Raw genomic sequence first — 15,917 nt, 5'->3', positions numbered from 1 at the left:
GTTATTTGGTTTAAGTTTTATTTTTGTTTGGTCTTGTGGTTTTTATATTTTGATCTGAATTGTGTTTTTGCAATTTATAAATTTATCGTTAATTGATCTGTATCAATATTTAAAATAGCTACTCTATTGGTAGTATATTTAATTGGAGATTAACTACTCAGTTAATATTAATTTACCTTTTATTTTCACATTCATTGATTTTAGGCAATATATAATTATCATACGCTGATATTCTGCGACCGACTTATACCCATTTTGTTTCAAGTTGCTTAGTGTTGGACTGCACCGATTAATTCGAGTTATAGAATTTATCTTTGTCTCGAAATAGCGTTGTTAGCCACCTATCGCATGCTTGGATTATTTAGGGTAATGACAATAAATATAAAGAGGGAAGCAATGAACGTCAGTCGCAGAAAGTTTTTTAAAATCTGTGCCGGCGGGATGGCAGGTACTACTGTAGCAGCGTTAGGTTTTATGCCAGCAACGGCAATGGCCAATGTACGTGAATATAAATTACTACGGTCTAAAGAGACTCGTAATACTTGTACTTACTGTTCTGTAGGGTGTGGATTATTAATCTATAGCATGGGCGATGGTGCCATGAATGCTAAATCCGCTATTTTCCATGTTGAAGGAGATCCTGATCATCCTGTTAACCGTGGAGCTTTATGTCCTAAAGGGGCGGGCCTACTTGATTACATCCATAGTGAAAATCGACTACGTTATCCTGAATATCGCGCACCAGGCTCTGATAAATGGCAGCGTATAAGTTGGGATGAAGCTTTCACCCGTATTGCTCGGTTAATGAAAGATGACCGAGACGCAAATTTCATCGAAAAAAATGAACAAGGAACAACGGTAAATCGTTGGTTATCGACAGGGATGCTTTGTGCATCCGCGGCGAGCAACGAAACCGGTATGTTAACTCAGAAATTTGCACGCTCCCTCGGGATGTTAGCGGTTGATAACCAAGCGCGTGTCTGACACGGACCAACGGTAGCAAGTCTTGCTCCAACATTTGGTCGCGGTGCGATGACCAACCACTGGGTTGATATCAAAAATGCTAATGTCGTCGTTGTGATGGGCGGAAATGCTGCGGAAGCACATCCTGTTGGATTCCGCTGGGCAATTGAAGCGAAAAATAACAACGATGCCACACTGATTGTCATTGACCCACGTTTTACGCGTACGGCATCAGTGGCTGATCACTATGTGCCTATTCGCTCAGGTACTGACATTACCTTCTTGTCTGGGGTACTACTGTATCTGATAGAAAATAACAAAATTAATAAAGAGTACGTACAACACTATACCAATGCGGCACTCTTGGTAAGGGATGATTTCAGCTTTGAAGATGGTCTATTTAGTGGTTATAACGCGGAAAAACGCGCTTATGATAAGACCACGTGGAACTATCAATTTGATGAAAATGGTCATGCGTTGCGTGATGACTCTTTACAACATCCTCGTTGTGTATGGAATTTGCTCAAACAGCACGTTTCTCGTTATACACCCGAAATCGTCGAACAAATTTGTGGTACACCAAAAGATGACTTTTTAAAAGTCTGCGAAATTTTGGCTTCAACCAGCGCTGCCGATAGAACAACAACGTTTTTATATGCGTTAGGTTGGACTCAACATACTGTTGGTGCACAAAATATTCGTACTATGGCGATGATCCAATTGCTGCTCGGCAATATGGGTATGGCTGGTGGTGGGGTGAATGCGCTTCGTGGTCACTCAAATATTCAAGGGCTGACGGATCTCGGTTTGTTATCAACAAGTCTACCGGGATATCTCACTTTGCCTTCTGAAAAAATGGTGACAGTAGACAGCTATTTAGCTGCTAATACACCAAAAGCAACGTTGCCAAATCAGGTTAACTATTGGAGTAACTATCCAAAATTCTTTGTCAGTTTGATGAAGTCTTTCTATGGTGATGCTGCGCAAAAAGATAATCAATGGGGCTATGATTGGTTGCCAAAATGGGATCAGGCTTATGATGTCATGAAGTATTTTGACATGATGAGTAAAGATCAAGTTAATGGCTATATTTGCCAAGGTTTTAACCCTGTTGCATCGTTCCCGGACAAGAACAAAGTAGTTAGCTGCTTAAGTAAATTGAAGTACTTAGTTATTGTTGACCCTTTGGTGACGGAAACGGCTAATTTCTGGCAAAACCATGGTGAGATGAATGACGTTGATACGGCATCTATCCAAACTGAAGTGTTCCGTTTGCCATCAACCTGTTTCGCCGAAGAAGATGGTTCGATTGCTAACTCAGGCCGTTGGTTGCAATGGCACTGGAAGGCAGCAGACGCACCGGGTGAAGCACGTAATGACGGCCAGATCTTAACCGGTATTTTATATAAAATCCGCGAGCTTTATGAGCAAGAAGGCGGGAAAGGTCGTGATCAATTAATGCAGATGCGTTGGGATTACAAACGCCAATTCCATCCTGAATCAGAAGAAGTTGCGAAAGAGAACAATGGCGTTGCATTGGTCGATTTGTATGACGCTGACGGTAATTTGCAAGCCAAAAAAGGTGAACTGCTTAGCTCGTTCGCGCTGTTACGCGATGACGGCTCTACGGCCTCGTCTTGCTGGATTTATACTGGTTGCTGGACCGAAAAAGGGAACCAGATGGCAAACCGTGATAACAGTGACCCATCAGGACTCGGAAATACATTAGGTTGGGCGTGGGCATGGCCACTGAATCGCCGCGTGATTTATAACCGTGCATCTTGTGATACACAAGGTAAGCCATGGGATAAAAAACGGATGTTGATCGAGTGGAATGGGAAAAAATGGGTCGGTAATGATATTCCTGACTTTAATGCTTCGGCACCTGAAGTCGGTACTGGGCCATTTATCATGCAACCTGAAGGCTTAGGCCGTCTATTTGCAATTGATAAAATGGCGGAAGGGCCATTCCCTGAACATTATGAGCCGTTTGAAACCCCATTAGGTACGAACCCGCTACATCCAAATGTCGTTTCTAACCCAGCGGCACGTATTTTTGAGGACGATAAAAAGCGCCTTGGAAACCATGAGCAGTTCCCTTATGTCGGAACGACTTACCGCTTAACGGAGCATTTCCATACGTGGACGAAGCATGCGCGTTTAAATGCGATTGTGCAGCCTGAACAATTCGTTGAGATCAGTGAAACCTTGGCGAAGGCAAAAGGTATTGTAAATGGCGATAGAGTCAAAGTGAGCAGTCAACGTGGCTTCATTAAAGCAGTAGCCGTTGTGACACAGCGCTTACAAACGTTGATGGTCGATGGTAAACCGATAGAAACGATTGGGGTACCGATCCACTGGGGCTTTGAAGGTGCAACGCAAAAAGGCTTCATTACGAATACGTTAACACCATCCGTTGGTGACGCAAACTCTCAGACACCTGAGTATAAAGCGTTTTTGGTTAATATAGAGAAGGCGTAAGGGAGGGAACGAATGCAATCTCAAGACATTATTAAACGTTCCGCGACCAACAGTATTACGCCTCCACCACAAGCGCGTGATGACAAGTTTGAAGTTGCGAAACTCATTGATGTAACGTCCTGTATTGGTTGTAAAGCCTGTCAGGTGGCGTGTTCGGAATGGAACGACATTCGTGATGAGGTCGGCCATTGTGTGGGGGTTTATGACAACCCTCTGGATTTGAGCGCTAAGTCATGGACAGTGATGCGTTTTAGCGAAACGACTGAAAATGGCAAGTTAGAATGGCTTATCCGTAAAGATGGCTGTATGCACTGTACGGATCCTGGTTGTTTAAAGTCTTGCCCTTCAGCAGGCGCTATTATCCAGTATGCAAATGGTATTGTGGATTTCCAATCTGAGCACTGTATCGGTTGTGGTTATTGTATTGCGGGATGCCCATTTAATATTCCTCGTTTAAACCCGAAAGATAATCGAGTTTATAAATGTACTTTGTGTGTGGATAGAGTCGCGGTAGGCCAAGAGCCAGCCTGTGTGAAAACCTGCCCAACAGGGGCTATTCATTTCGGTACTAAAAAAGAGATGTTGGAATATGCCTCTGAGCGTGTCGATAAACTACAAAAACGTGGTTTTAAAAACGCAGGGATCTACGACCCTAAAGGCGTGGGCGGTACACATGTGATGTATGTACTCCAACATGCGGATAATCCAGAGTTATATCATGGGTTACCAAAGGATCCACAAATTGATACACCGATTAACTTGTGGAAGGCAGTCTTGAAACCACTTTCAGTAGTCGGCTTTATTGCCACTTTTGCAGGGTTGATTTTCCACTATGTTGGAGTTGGCCCTAATAAAGAAGTGGATGATGAAGAGGAGGAAGATGGTCATGAGTAAAAAGAGCAAAATGATTGTTCGGACAAAGTTTATTGACCGAGCATGCCACTGGACCGTGGTTATCTGCTTCTTTTTAGTTGCTTTGTCTGGGATAGCGCTCTTTTTCCCAACATTGCAATGGTTGACTGAAACCTTTGGTACACCACAAATGGGGCGGATCCTACATCCATTCTTTGGCGTATTAATCTTTGTGGTGTTGATGTTTATGTTTTTCCGTTTTGTAAAACATAACATTCCAGATAAACAAGATTTACCTTGGATCAAGAACATTGTGGAGGTTCTTAAAGGTAACGAACACCATGTTGCAGATGTAGGCAAATATAACGCAGGACAAAAAATGATGTTCTGGAGCATCATGAGTATGATTTTTGTACTCTTAGCAACAGGGATCATTATCTGGCGTCCATATTTTGCGCATTTATTCCCAATGTGGTTAGTACGCTGGAGTTTATTTATCCATGCGGCGGCGGCAATCATCTTAATTCACGCTATTCTGATCCATATGTATATGGCATTTTGGGTTAAAGGCTCGATTAAGGGGATGATTGAAGGGAAAGTCAGTCGTCGTTGGGCGAAAAAACATCACCCTCGTTGGTATCGAGAAATTGAAGCAAAAGAGGCGGAAACGGAAAAAAACAAATCGTAACGCTTTCCATTTTTAATTCAAAGCCACTGCAATAATGCGGTGGCTTTTTTTTGGCGATTTTTTTGTTAGTGTTAATGGTTCGTGCATATGCAGAGGAAAAAAACATGCGGGCTGACCAATATATTGCTTACTGTTCCGTTCGAGCATTAAAACGAGAAAAAGACCGTTCATTATTACGTAAAATGTCTTATGTGAAATATTGGGTTTTATGTAACCAACAAGGCGCAGAAGTTATCCGAGAAACTCAGGTGGATGATTTTATCGAACAGTTACGCCGTTATTTAAATATAACAAGAAACAGCCAATACTATTTTAATCAACAGCAACAAATCGTCATCACTTGCGATAAGCCTACTTCAATAGTTTTAACTTTAGAATGGGCAGATGAAAGTGCCATATTTGTTGAGTCAGTATCAGAGCAATCTCTGTCATCATTGCAAAATGAAGGGAATAACTTGCAGGCATTTTTGCTGACGCTGCAAAAAATTGAACAATTAGCTGAACAAATCGGTGAAACAGGATTTGCTGCTATTTTTAAATCGCAAGCAGAAAAACTCCAAAAGCCAGTTGAAGATAATGAGATGCTTTGTGAACGATTATTTGATGTGGCATGTGGCGCTTGGGTATTCGGTGGTATGGGGTCATGGAATGATTCATCCCCATTTTTAGCTTATGAAAAAGGGTTAGAAGCAGAATATGATAGGTTAACCAATGAACTGTATCACCATATAAACCTTGCGCTTCGTTATTCAGCAAATCAATGTGCGTGTGACCCATTGAACTGAAACAGCACTTTTTCTGAAAAACAAACATAAAAAGCAGCATAGCTTAGAACAGCGACTTCAATTATCGGAGCGAAGTCAGCGACATACATTAACAATCACTTGCAAACAACAATAAAAGAGTACGACTATGAGTATTGAATCTGTTAGACGCTTTATGGCTCAACATGCGCCAGATATCGACATTATTGAAACCGATGGCGTGACGGCTACCGTTGAGCAAGCTGCCATCGTTCATAATGTTGAGCCTAACCAAATAGCGAAAACCTTATCATTGAAAGTGAAAAATGAGGTTGTGCTTGTGGTTTGTGCTGGAGAAGCTCGATTAGATAACCAAAAGGTTAAACAGGCTTTAGGCTCGAAAGCGAGAATGCTCAGAGCCGATGAGGTGGTAGAGCTAACCAGTCACCCTGTTGGGGGTGTTTGTCCATTTGGTTTGCCTTTCGAACTCCCTGTATATTGCGATATTTCATTGCAACAATACAGTGAGGTACTGCCTGCTGCTGGCTCTGTAAACAGTGCGCTGAGAATATCGCCTCAACGGATGCTCGAGCTGACCAAAGGTGCTTGGATAGATATTTGCCAATAGTTGTATCGATTTACAAATAAGGGTTTTGTAGGCGATATAACACATGTTCTTGTAGCCAATGGCCTTCAGGGAGTGCTGGATGAGCGAAGTTTTCAGCCTCCTTGGTCATCCCTAATTTTTTCATCACGCCTTCAGAAGGGGTATTGGCGACCGCAGTGAATGCGACAATTTCTTTTAGTTTAAGTTGATTAAAAGCGAATTGGATAACAGTCTTGGCCGCCTCTGTTGTATAGCCTTGCCGCCAATATTGCGGAAGTAATCGCCATGCGATTTCTGTGCAAGGGGAGCAAGGAAGCGGATATTCTGGAATATTTAATCCAACAAACCCAATCAGTGAATGGTTCGATTTTAATTCAACGGCCCATATGCCCCATCCTCCTTGGGTGGCAAATCGTTCCATAATCGTGTCCATCATTTGATCACTTTGTGATTTATTTAATACCGAAGGGAAGTAGCGCATTACCTCCGGTGAACTATTCATATCAAAAAAACGCTCTTTATCTTGTTCGGCCCAGCGTCTTAAACGTAAGCGAGGCGTTTCAAGTTCTATGATTGACATGTGAAACCTTGTATTATTTTGTGGTTAATTGCATGTGGAGAATGGGGAAGGGGTTACCTTCACTATCCGTTTCAGAACGAGCAAATTGTGTAAACCCCATATGTTGGTAGAAACCAACAGCTTGTGGATTCTGCTCATTGACATCAACTTCATTAATGCCCAGCTCTTTTATGGCAAAATTGAGGAGTTGTTTACCTATTCCTTTACCCCGATGAGCCGCTGAAATAAATAACATTTCAAGTTTATGTTGATCAACGCCAATAAACCCACTTATTTGATTATTTTCATCTATTGAGACATAAGTTGCCAATTGGGGAAGATATTGTTCACGGATTGCCACTTTTAACGTCTGTAATATATTTTCAGGTAAAAAATCGTGCGTTGCTCTGACGGATGACTCCCAAACAGCCATAATTTGCTGGTATTGTGCAGGAGTAGCAGGTTGAATACCCATGAATGATGCCTTTAGCCCAATGTCGTTTCTTTGAGTGTATTGATTAATATGCCGTAGCGCAATTTTAAAATAGCTTTCATAGAAATAGCGTATTTATCCTTAATTGAGGGAAAAACAGCAGGCCAAGTCTATTTTTGAGATATTAATCGCAGAAAAAAAAGTCAGTTACTTCATTATAACGGAATGTTAATTTTATAGAAAAATAATCATAATGGGATTGTTTTTATAGAATATTAACGGCAGGAATCATAACGATAATATACAACAACAAAATGGTAGGGAGCTTTCGATGAAATATAAAGTTTTAACAGTTTGTTTATCAGCCGCATTGCTTACCCCAATGACTCCAGTACTTGCAAATACCGATAATGTCGAAAATATGCAACTTGACCAAGTTTTATTATTAAGTCGTCATAATTTGCGCACACCGATTGTGAATACGGGGATCTTAACCGAAGTTACCGATAAAAAATGGCCAGCTTGGGATGCGCAAAGTGGCTATTTAACAACAAAAGGTGGTGCACTAGAAGTGTATATGGGGCACTACTTTAGAGAATGGATTGAGCAAAATAAATTAGTTCCCGATGAATTATGCCCAACGGGTAATGAAGATCTTTTCGTTTACACGAATAGCTTACAAAGAACCATTGCAACGGCTCAATTTTTCACTGCGGGCGCATTTCCTGGGTGCACAGTGAAGATCCACCACCAACCTGAAATAGGTAAGATGGATCCTGTTTTTAATCCAATCATTACTAACGATAGCCCTGAGTTTAAACAAAAAGCATTATTAGCCATGGAGGAGCATTTAAAGGGCCTCAACCTTAAACCTGGTTATGATGAATTGGATACCGTGCTCGACATTAAAAATTCGGAGAAATGTAAGACCGATAAACTCTGCGAGCTTTCATCGCAAACAAACAGTTTTATTATTGAAGCGAATAAAGAACCGGGGGTTGTTGGCTCACTTAAAATAGCGAACTCGGCAGTAGATGCTATCGATTTGCAATACTATGAGGGTTTTCCTGAATCACAAGTGGCTTGGGGTATGGTCAACACGGATGATAAATGGACTAAATTAAATACCCTTAAAAATGGTTATCAGGAAACGCTATTTTCCCCCAAATTGATTGCGAAGAATGTGGCTCACCCATTATTAAATTATATCAATAAGGGCTTTGTTTCCGCTGATAAAGGTGAGACTGCTAAATTTATTATGTTGGTTGGGCATGACTCAAATATTGCTTCCTTAATGTCAGCAATGGATTTCAAACCTTATAAACTACCTGATCAATATGAATATACGCCTATTGGTGGAAAATTGGTCTTCCAACGTTGGCATGATAAGAGCGATAAGAAAGACTATGTTAAAGTGGAGTATGTATATCAAACAGCAGAGCAACTTAGAAATAATAGTTACCTGTCTTTAGAAACGCCACCAAAACATGTCACGCTAGAAATGAAAAATTGCCCAATAGATAAAAATGGATACTGCTCTTGGGAAGATTTCCAAAAAGTGATGAAATCAGCATTAGATCAATCAAACTAAAATAGCCTCTATTTATTGCCCGTGGCCTTGCGGGCAATAAATATCATCTGTATATATACTTTATATTTCGCATGTTAAAACTCACGGAATGGACCCCAGTGTGTGTGTTAGCATTTGTTTTTTACACAAGATAAATCGATAAAACTGGACAAAATGAATATCCAATTACAACGTTTAAGTCAAATTAACTGTCATGACATCATCGCATTAAATACTCACCCGCTTGTATTAGCGCATATGCCGCTAGGTGATAATCAATTTGATGAGACTTTTTGCAAGGAATGGGTCAAACAGAAAGAGCAACACTGGCAAACACATGGCTTTGGTGTGTGGGCATTAACTTTTGATGGCGTATTTGGCGGCTGGGGTGGTTTTCAAGATGAAAATGGAGACGCAGATTTAGCGTTAGTGCTTCATCCAGATTACTGGGGATACGGTAAAAATATTGCTAAAAAAATAGTTGAGCAAGCGGCGGCTCAACTGTCATTAACGTCGATAACTATCCACCTCCCACTAAGTCGAAAAAAACTGGGCGCAATTAGGCGCTATGGTTTTATCGAAGAGGGAGAGGTGGATTTTGATGGGGTGGCTTTTAAGCGTTTTCGATTGAAACTATCATCGTTAATGAAGAAAAAACCCTGCTAAAAAGCAGGGCGTGAAAGCCACGAAAATGTTTATGAGCCTTCAATTTAACTGATAATCTTGTGTAATAGTCTTATAAATTGTGTGTATTTATTATCTCTTGATATCATCGTAAAAAGATGATCTTGATGAGTTTAAAGGCTGAATATTTTATTAAAAAATCTATTTTTTGCTATCGCATTTTTATTATCGAACGACTAAAACTGAAGTTTTTGCATAGCGTACGACAGATGCTGCATTAGACCCTAACAGGTATGTTGACATACTTGGATGGCGAGAGCCGATTAAAATGAGATCTGCATTGATTTCCTCAGCGATAGCCAAGATTTCATCTTTCACGGAGCCGACAGAAGAGGTGACGTGGATCTTATTTTCTGGGATAGAGAAGCGTTTAACTTTCTCTTTTAATTCATCGAGAATCACTTCGGCTTGCTTTTCTTCGTCAGGGAAATCACTAGGAAGAATGGTTCCACCATAGCGCAAATAGTTAGAAATAGGTGCTGTGACAGCAAGGAAATGAACTTCAGCGTCATTTAATTTCTGAATTGCATTAACATGGGGTATGACGAGATCAGTCAGTGCATCTTCGCTAACGTCGATCGGAACTAAAATAGTTTTGTACATAAATCCTCCTTTTTATCTTTTATTTTATAAGTTTAGAACATTTCAAAGCATATTGAAATTAATCATTAATATTTTAAATGTAATTAGCTATTTTGGTTAAAAATGAAAGGGGATAGCTGTTCAGTGTTGAAAGTAGGGGAGGAAAGTATCACTGCTACGGCTTGTAGCAGTGAATCAAACGAATAGATTACTTTTTACAAGCTTCTTTTAAACCACCTTTACAGGCTTTATTTAAATATTCGCTCGCTGCTTTATCATCCATTTCTGTACCCTCGCCATTTTCATACATTTTACCGACTTGGTATTGTGCTGGTGGGAACTTTTTATCGGCTGATTTTTTAAACCAATCAAAAGCAATAATGTAGTTTTGTTTCACTCCAACGCCTTGATAGTATATCTGCCCAAGGTAATTCTGGGCTTCTGCATTGCCTTGATTGGCGGATTTTTCAAGCCAGTTGATTGCGGTTTCAATGTTAGGTTCAACGCCATTACCATTTAAGTACATGTCGGCTAAAAAAAGCTGTGCATCTGCGTTACCCTTATTGGACGCCATAGTTAACCATTTTTTAGCTTTAGGATAATCTTGTTTTATCTCTTTGCCTAGGTAATAGCCAATACCTAGCATAACTTGCGCTTTGATATCACCTTTTTTGGCTTCATTCTCCACAATTCTTAACGTCTCTTTTGGAACTTCCGCGAAACTTGAGTGAATAGAAAGAATGAAAAGTAACAGTAATGAGTAGATTTTATACATAGTGCTATTAATATCTTATTGTGTCAGTGAGCAAGATAAAGATAGTGATTCGTTTTTATATGAAGACATAGATCAAGCGAATAATAACATTATCAACAATCGTTGTTAGGGTTAACCAATAAATTTTACGTTAAATACTCTACGTCGCCAAACATAGAATATCAATGTGTTTTAACGTTTTTTATATGATGGAAGATATTTCAATGTGATGAATCGATATCACGCAGATTATGTGTATTTTTAATATAAAACAAGGCATGGGGTGAGTTAAATTCAGATGGTGACGGAGTGGGAGTATTTTATAAGTTTATTATATTGTAATTAGCATATTATATAGTATTTTTCGATATGCTGGTTTTTTTTGCTAATGCTGGATTGGGATAGTTTTTTTGAAATATCAAGCATGGTAAAGAATAAATAAAAATCAATTAACAACCCCTTAAAAACGGCATTTAAAGCAGGGTATTTTTAGGCATTTTCTTAAACGTATAATTATTTAAATATAAGTTAAAAATCGTTAACACCCCCTAGCAATTTAGGGGATGTTGTTATTTAGACGTTATTTTACCAGGTGTTAGTTACCATCATTAGCCCAGGTAAGGTGCAAGTCACAATACCGATTACCAAAGTTAACTCACCGAGATATTTAATGGTTTTATTAAGTGAAAATACGCAGAAAAATAGAAACCATAGAATAGCCCAAAGCAACCATAGTCCAATCATTCGAGCATCAGCACTTGTGTAGTAGGCGTAGAATAAAGCATTAAAAAAGACGAAAAGGCAGTACCAACCAAATAGTTTCCCTGATAGTGAATATATCTTTATAAAACTGAGAAAAATATAAGTGAATGTAAATAACATTGATTGGGCAATGGCAAGGTATGCAGTATTTTCTTTAGCATTTACCATTAAAACAATATTGCCAATTAAGCAGAAAAAACCAATAATGCCATTGAATATTCCTGTTTCTTTATTGTCATATCCTTTAATGATAGAAATACCGTTAATGATTAAAACGCTACCAATAAAAATGAGTAATAGGCCATTCATTTATCACCTCTTGAGGGAGAATTGATTTTTTTCGACAGTAAATTCTATGTGCTCTCTGCTTTTTTCATGTAATATTACATCGGCAACTAATGGTTCAATATGAATTTTAAATATTCGCTTGATATCTCTTACCCCGTAGCGACGATCGCACATTGAATTTATTTTCATTTTTGTTGCAGTATCCAGTACTACTGTGACGGCGTTTTTAGCGATTCTTTTATTGAGTTTTGAAAGTTCAATATCAATAATTTTACTCGCTTGTTCTGAATCTATTTTATTAAAGCTAATCTTTCTATCGATACGGTTAATAAATTCAGGTTCAAATTTATTTTCTAACAATTTTAGTATTTTTTGCTGATAATATTTTTTAGTGAATAAATGTACTAACCCCTGTTTTTCATTTAAAATATCTCTAGAGCCTAAATTGGAAGTCATAATAATAATGGCATTTTTGAAGTTAATAACTTTCTGACCATTTGCAAGGCTCAATTCACCAGTATCAAGAATATTGAGCAGTGTTCTAATCACTTCTTTGCTTGCTTTTTCTATTTCATCAAATAAGACAATACCTGGTGTACTATAGCTTCCTTCGATTTTATCTATATCAAACAAGGAATATGATTCTTTACTCCCAGCGTAACCGGGAGGTGCACCAGATAAAGATGCGGCATAATGATCTTGAGACAACGTATTCATATTTATGCGACAATAATGCGCTTTACCATTATTAAGCGCTTTTGCTAAAGCGATCACTGTTTCTGTTTTACCAACACCAGTTGGCCCAAGAAATAGCATGGTACTTAGTGGCCTTTCGGGATCAAAAATATTGGTTTTAATACAATAAAGAATATCCTTTAACTGTTTTAAAGCCTCCTCTTGGCCAATAATAGTATTTTCAATATATTGAATGACTTTATCAGGATCAAAAATAAACCGGAAATGGCCCATCTTTTTTTGGGGCTCTGAAATGTGTTTTTCTTTATGACTTTCAGCTAGCATATCATTAATAAAGGGCATGGATTATTCCTAAATAGTGATAATTTATTAAGTAGTAAATCAAGAAAAACTATTTATATAAAATACGATAATATTCCCCGTTGTTGACGCATACGACAACGTTTAAAAATAACAATTTATATTTAGTAAATTTATAATTTATTCATTAGCCTACAATTTTTATTTTATTGCCATCGGTTGGTAAATTGTAAACTTGGCACTCTGAAACACCGATAGTCTCTCTGGTTATGCTTTCAACTTGCTGTTGAGTTTTTTCTGCATCTAGAACCCAACTACGATAAAACTCAAACGGGCACTCTGCGAGACCTTTATCACCATCACCTGATTGATAAATACCGGTATAACCACGATGTAATATTTTAAAGAGGTGGTTTTGTGATTGGTCATATCGACGCGCATCGCGAATTTCCGTGACAGAAAGTTGCGCGTATTGGACGCCCATCTCTTCTTCACCACATTCGCCCAATGTGTGACCATCAAAACCAATAATAGCGGAATGACCAAAGTAGGTATAAACACCGTCAAAACCTGTTCCATTCGCCACGGCGACATAACAGTTATTTGCCCACGCCATGGTTTTTGCCATCATAATTTGCTGCTCTTTGGCAGGATACATATAGCCTTGGCAGCGAATAATTAACTCAGCGCCTTTCATTGCACAATCACGCCATATTTCAGGGTAATTACCATCATCACAGATGATCGGACTTATTTTTAACCCTTTAGGTCCTTCTGAAACATAAGTTTTATCGCCGGGATACCAACCTTCGACAGGGCACCACGGGATAATTTTGCGGTATTTTTGTACAATATTCCCTTTGTCATCAATTAAGATAAGTGTGTTATAAGGGGCTTTTAAGGGATGTTCTTCGTGCTGTTCACCTGTGATTGAAAATACGCCCCACACACCATTTGCTTTACATGCAGCTGAAAAAATTTGTGTTTCATCACCCGGTACAGTTGCTGCCGTTTCCATCATCTCTTCATGATCATACATAATGCCTTGAGTGCTGTACTCAGGAAAAATAATCAGATCAAGTCCTGGAAAACCGGTTTTCATTCCTGCAATAACATCTGAGATTTTATTTGCATTTTCAATAACTTCTTTTCGATTATGCAAACGAGGTATTTTATAGTTCACAACCGCAACACCCACTGATGTTGGACTACTTGAAATATCACCATGTCTCATAAGTTTCCCCTTTGTGTCATTTTGATGTTCGTTTTACGACTAAGTAAATATAGTTATTAAGTTACAAGTGGGGGGAGTAAATGGCGACGAAATGTGATTTACGTCGCATTTTTATAATGAATTTTGTGGAGTTATTTAATTGTTTGATTTTATTAGCTAATTTTTTCTTAGAGAGTGTGTTTTATCGTTTATATGGGGTTTTACTTGGTCAATCACAGAAGAGGTAATGGGGGATAATAACGAAAATTTGTGTAACAAATTTATTTTTATATTATGACTTTGATTTAAATTAATGATAAATGTTGGTGATGGGTGCGCTTAGCTGTTTTTTAAAGTTTAATCTTTAGTAGAGGGTTGTCGTTCTTATTTGTAAAAAATCAGCACAACTAACTGATCAATGTCATGATAAAACGGCAACCCCGTAAAATTGAAATGTCACTTTAATTTTTCAGATAACCATAAGCCACTTTTTTTCATTAAATAACCGAATAAGACCCCCACCAATAATGAAGGAAGGGCGGCTGTCCATTCGCCTTGAGAGGCAAAAAGAGCACATGCGCCAATAAATGTGCCGGGAATATATGATAGCCATTGCTGCCTTGCTTGAATGCACATCATAAAAGCCACAATACCCGTGATCAAATATTCCAATAAATTAGGAATACCATTAAACAAGGTATCGCTGTGGAGCATAATGAGACCCCATGCGACTCCGCTGGCGGTAGTGAAGAAGGTAATGAACAACCCTTTAATGCCTTCTTTTGGATAAGCAAAATAAGCGGTACAGCCTAAAAAACCAGCCCACCCAATCAGCCCTAACGAATTCGCTAACCACGCCCAAACGGCTGACAAAATCGCGGTTGTTAAAGAAATAGAAAAAAGTATTTTCACAGTGATTCTTAAATAATGATTAAAGTTAAACCAGAATAGAAAATGAACCCGTCATTCTCTTGACATGTTTATCGAGCCATCTATCGGGAGAGGTTATCGAAGGGAGGGGATTCTATCATTAGCTAATCAGGTAAAAAAAAGCATTTGATCAAGATATACGCGGAAATTTTCCTATCTAGATTGAACGTGTTGTTTTTAGACAGCTAGGTAGCAGGTGAGTGCCTGTTGAACGGGTTCGATTGACAGCTTGCTACCTAGATATACACTATTCCATATCAAATAACGGTGTTGGTTTTCCGTTATCATCAACGGCAACAAAATTAAATTGACCATGGATCACTTCTTCGCGTCCTTCACGATACATATCTTCTAAGAATATCGACACATTGACAGTCAAACTTGTTCGACCAACGCGGCTAACTTTACCGACTAATTCGACGATGGTGCCAGAAGGAATCGGGTGAGTAAAATTGATTTTTTCGGTTGAGACTGTCACTAAGCGTTTACGGCAAAAACGTGTTGCGGTAATAAAAGAGACCTCATCCATCCAAGCGAGAGCGGTACCACCAAATAAGGTGTCGTGGTGGTTAGTGGTGGTTGGAAAAATAACCTTTGAAACACTTGTGATAGAACCTTCAATTTTTTGCGTGATTATCTCATCAACGTCAGAACGCATAATATGGCCTTACAATAATTGCTGTGGAGACGATATTCGTCATACTTCAAATGGCAGCATTGCTGACGGCATTGATGCAATAATGGCATACATTTGTATGTATTTAGTGGCATATGCGTCGTCGCCTAGCTGCCTTTCATCTATCAACTCAGTG

At 38.9% G+C, this 15,917-nt stretch carries 16 protein-coding genes; 7 read left to right on the top strand and 9 right to left on the bottom strand.

Features of this window, described 5'->3' with window-relative positions; genetic code table 11:
• Positions 1-396: 396 nt before the first annotated feature.
• The 5 genes from fdnG to PR699_RS11415 all read left to right on the top strand — a co-directional run bounded on the left by fdnG (position 397) and on the right by PR699_RS11415 (position 6,355).
• The gene (fdnG, locus tag PR699_RS11435) at positions 397-3,444 is read left to right on the top strand and encodes a formate dehydrogenase-N subunit alpha (RefSeq protein ID WP_104011699.1); all 3,048 of its coding nucleotides are present in this window, start codon (positions 397-399) and stop codon (positions 3,442-3,444) included.
• 12 nt (positions 3,445-3,456) lie between these two features.
• The gene (fdxH, locus tag PR699_RS11430) at positions 3,457-4,338 is read left to right on the top strand and encodes a formate dehydrogenase subunit beta (protein ID WP_004918334.1); all 882 of its coding nucleotides are present in this window, start codon (positions 3,457-3,459) and stop codon (positions 4,336-4,338) included.
• Entirely contained in the window at positions 4,331-4,984 is a 654-nt protein-coding gene (gene fdnI, locus PR699_RS11425; protein WP_004918336.1) for a formate dehydrogenase-N subunit gamma, read from the top strand. Before fdxH ends, fdnI begins: the two co-directional genes overlap by 8 nt.
• Before the next feature lie 104 nt (positions 4,985-5,088).
• Positions 5,089-5,769: a hypothetical protein gene (locus PR699_RS11420; protein WP_014657999.1), complete on the top strand. Its 681-nt coding sequence runs from the start codon at positions 5,089-5,091 to the stop codon at positions 5,767-5,769.
• A 127-nt stretch (positions 5,770-5,896) separates the two neighbouring features.
• A complete protein-coding gene (locus PR699_RS11415; RefSeq protein ID WP_014658000.1) occupies positions 5,897-6,355 on the top strand; it encodes a YbaK/EbsC family protein in 459 nt (152 codons plus the stop codon).
• A gap of 10 nt (positions 6,356-6,365) precedes the next feature.
• Here the strand turns inward: PR699_RS11415 and PR699_RS11410 are convergent, their stop codons facing one another.
• On the bottom strand, positions 6,366-6,914 hold the full coding sequence (locus PR699_RS11410; RefSeq protein WP_080998005.1) for a GNAT family N-acetyltransferase: 549 nt from the start codon (positions 6,912-6,914) through the stop codon (positions 6,366-6,368).
• Between the two features lie 13 nt (positions 6,915-6,927).
• Positions 6,928-7,368, bottom strand: a complete 441-nt coding sequence (locus tag PR699_RS11405) for a GNAT family N-acetyltransferase (protein ID WP_014658002.1) — start codon at positions 7,366-7,368, stop codon at positions 6,928-6,930.
• A gap of 289 nt (positions 7,369-7,657) precedes the next feature.
• On the opposite strand from PR699_RS11405, the gene agp reads away from it, so the two are divergent.
• A complete protein-coding gene (gene agp, locus PR699_RS11400; RefSeq protein ID WP_004918346.1) occupies positions 7,658-8,917 on the top strand; it encodes a bifunctional glucose-1-phosphatase/inositol phosphatase in 1,260 nt (419 codons plus the stop codon).
• A gap of 153 nt (positions 8,918-9,070) precedes the next feature.
• Positions 9,071-9,562 carry a GNAT family N-acetyltransferase gene (locus PR699_RS11395; RefSeq protein ID WP_014658003.1) on the top strand — a complete coding sequence of 164 codons (492 nt, stop codon included), beginning with the start codon at positions 9,071-9,073 and terminating at the stop codon, positions 9,560-9,562.
• A gap of 183 nt (positions 9,563-9,745) precedes the next feature.
• Here the strand turns inward: PR699_RS11395 and PR699_RS11390 are convergent, their stop codons facing one another.
• From PR699_RS11390 to PR699_RS11360, 7 genes are all read right to left on the bottom strand, one after another.
• Entirely contained in the window at positions 9,746-10,183 is a 438-nt protein-coding gene (locus PR699_RS11390) for a universal stress protein (protein WP_004918350.1), read from the bottom strand.
• 187 nt (positions 10,184-10,370) lie between these two features.
• Complete coding sequence (locus PR699_RS11385) at positions 10,371-10,937, bottom strand: tetratricopeptide repeat protein (protein ID WP_004918352.1); 567 nt, start codon at positions 10,935-10,937, stop codon at positions 10,371-10,373.
• A 564-nt stretch (positions 10,938-11,501) separates the two neighbouring features.
• Positions 11,502-11,987 carry an AmiS/UreI family transporter gene (locus tag PR699_RS11380; RefSeq protein ID WP_272572898.1) on the bottom strand — a complete coding sequence of 162 codons (486 nt, stop codon included), beginning with the start codon at positions 11,985-11,987 and terminating at the stop codon, positions 11,502-11,504.
• 3 nt (positions 11,988-11,990) lie between these two features.
• Positions 11,991-13,004 (bottom strand): AAA family ATPase, encoded by a 1,014-nt coding sequence (locus PR699_RS11375; protein ID WP_004918356.1) that lies wholly within the window; start codon positions 13,002-13,004, stop codon positions 11,991-11,993.
• Positions 13,005-13,149: 145 nt separating this feature from the next.
• On the bottom strand, positions 13,150-14,196 hold the full coding sequence (locus tag PR699_RS11370) for an aliphatic amidase (protein ID WP_014658005.1): 1,047 nt from the start codon (positions 14,194-14,196) through the stop codon (positions 13,150-13,152).
• Between the two features lie 435 nt (positions 14,197-14,631).
• The gene (locus tag PR699_RS11365) at positions 14,632-15,087 is read right to left on the bottom strand and encodes a DUF1097 domain-containing protein (protein WP_014658006.1); all 456 of its coding nucleotides are present in this window, start codon (positions 15,085-15,087) and stop codon (positions 14,632-14,634) included.
• Between the two features lie 265 nt (positions 15,088-15,352).
• A complete protein-coding gene (locus PR699_RS11360) occupies positions 15,353-15,763 on the bottom strand; it encodes an acyl-CoA thioesterase (protein ID WP_014658007.1) in 411 nt (136 codons plus the stop codon).
• Positions 15,764-15,917: the final 154 nt, after the last annotated feature.

The organism is Providencia sp. PROV268 (assembly GCF_028477805.1).
Taxonomy (GTDB): domain Bacteria; phylum Pseudomonadota; class Gammaproteobacteria; order Enterobacterales; family Enterobacteriaceae; genus Providencia; species Providencia stuartii.
Note: the sequence above shows the minus strand (reverse complement) of the source record. Positions and strands in the feature narration are given on the sequence as shown.

Bases quoted from the DNA above. Each gene is read 5' to 3' on its own strand.
- fdnI (WP_004918336.1), top strand. From the start codon at position 4,331: ATGAGTAAAAAGAGCAAAATGATTGTTCGGACAAAGTTTATTGACCGA.
- PR699_RS11370 (WP_014658005.1), bottom strand. From the start codon at position 14,196: ATGAGACATGGTGATATTTCAAGTAGTCCAACATCAGTGGGTGTTGCG.
- PR699_RS11375 (WP_004918356.1), bottom strand. From the start codon at position 13,004: ATGCCCTTTATTAATGATATGCTAGCTGAAAGTCATAAAGAAAAACAC.
- PR699_RS11390 (WP_004918350.1), bottom strand. From the start codon at position 10,183: ATGTACAAAACTATTTTAGTTCCGATCGACGTTAGCGAAGATGCACTG.
- PR699_RS11360 (WP_014658007.1), bottom strand. From the start codon at position 15,763: ATGCGTTCTGACGTTGATGAGATAATCACGCAAAAAATTGAAGGTTCT.
- PR699_RS11385 (WP_004918352.1), bottom strand. From the start codon at position 10,937: ATGTATAAAATCTACTCATTACTGTTACTTTTCATTCTTTCTATTCAC.
- PR699_RS11420 (WP_014657999.1), top strand. From the start codon at position 5,089: ATGCGGGCTGACCAATATATTGCTTACTGTTCCGTTCGAGCATTAAAA.
- PR699_RS11415 (WP_014658000.1), top strand. From the start codon at position 5,897: ATGAGTATTGAATCTGTTAGACGCTTTATGGCTCAACATGCGCCAGAT.
- PR699_RS11405 (WP_014658002.1), bottom strand. From the start codon at position 7,368: ATGGGTATTCAACCTGCTACTCCTGCACAATACCAGCAAATTATGGCT.
- PR699_RS11410 (WP_080998005.1), bottom strand. From the start codon at position 6,914: ATGTCAATCATAGAACTTGAAACGCCTCGCTTACGTTTAAGACGCTGG.
- agp (WP_004918346.1), top strand. From the start codon at position 7,658: ATGAAATATAAAGTTTTAACAGTTTGTTTATCAGCCGCATTGCTTACC.
- fdxH (WP_004918334.1), top strand. From the start codon at position 3,457: ATGCAATCTCAAGACATTATTAAACGTTCCGCGACCAACAGTATTACG.
- PR699_RS11380 (WP_272572898.1), bottom strand. From the start codon at position 11,987: ATGAATGGCCTATTACTCATTTTTATTGGTAGCGTTTTAATCATTAAC.
- PR699_RS11395 (WP_014658003.1), top strand. From the start codon at position 9,071: ATGAATATCCAATTACAACGTTTAAGTCAAATTAACTGTCATGACATC.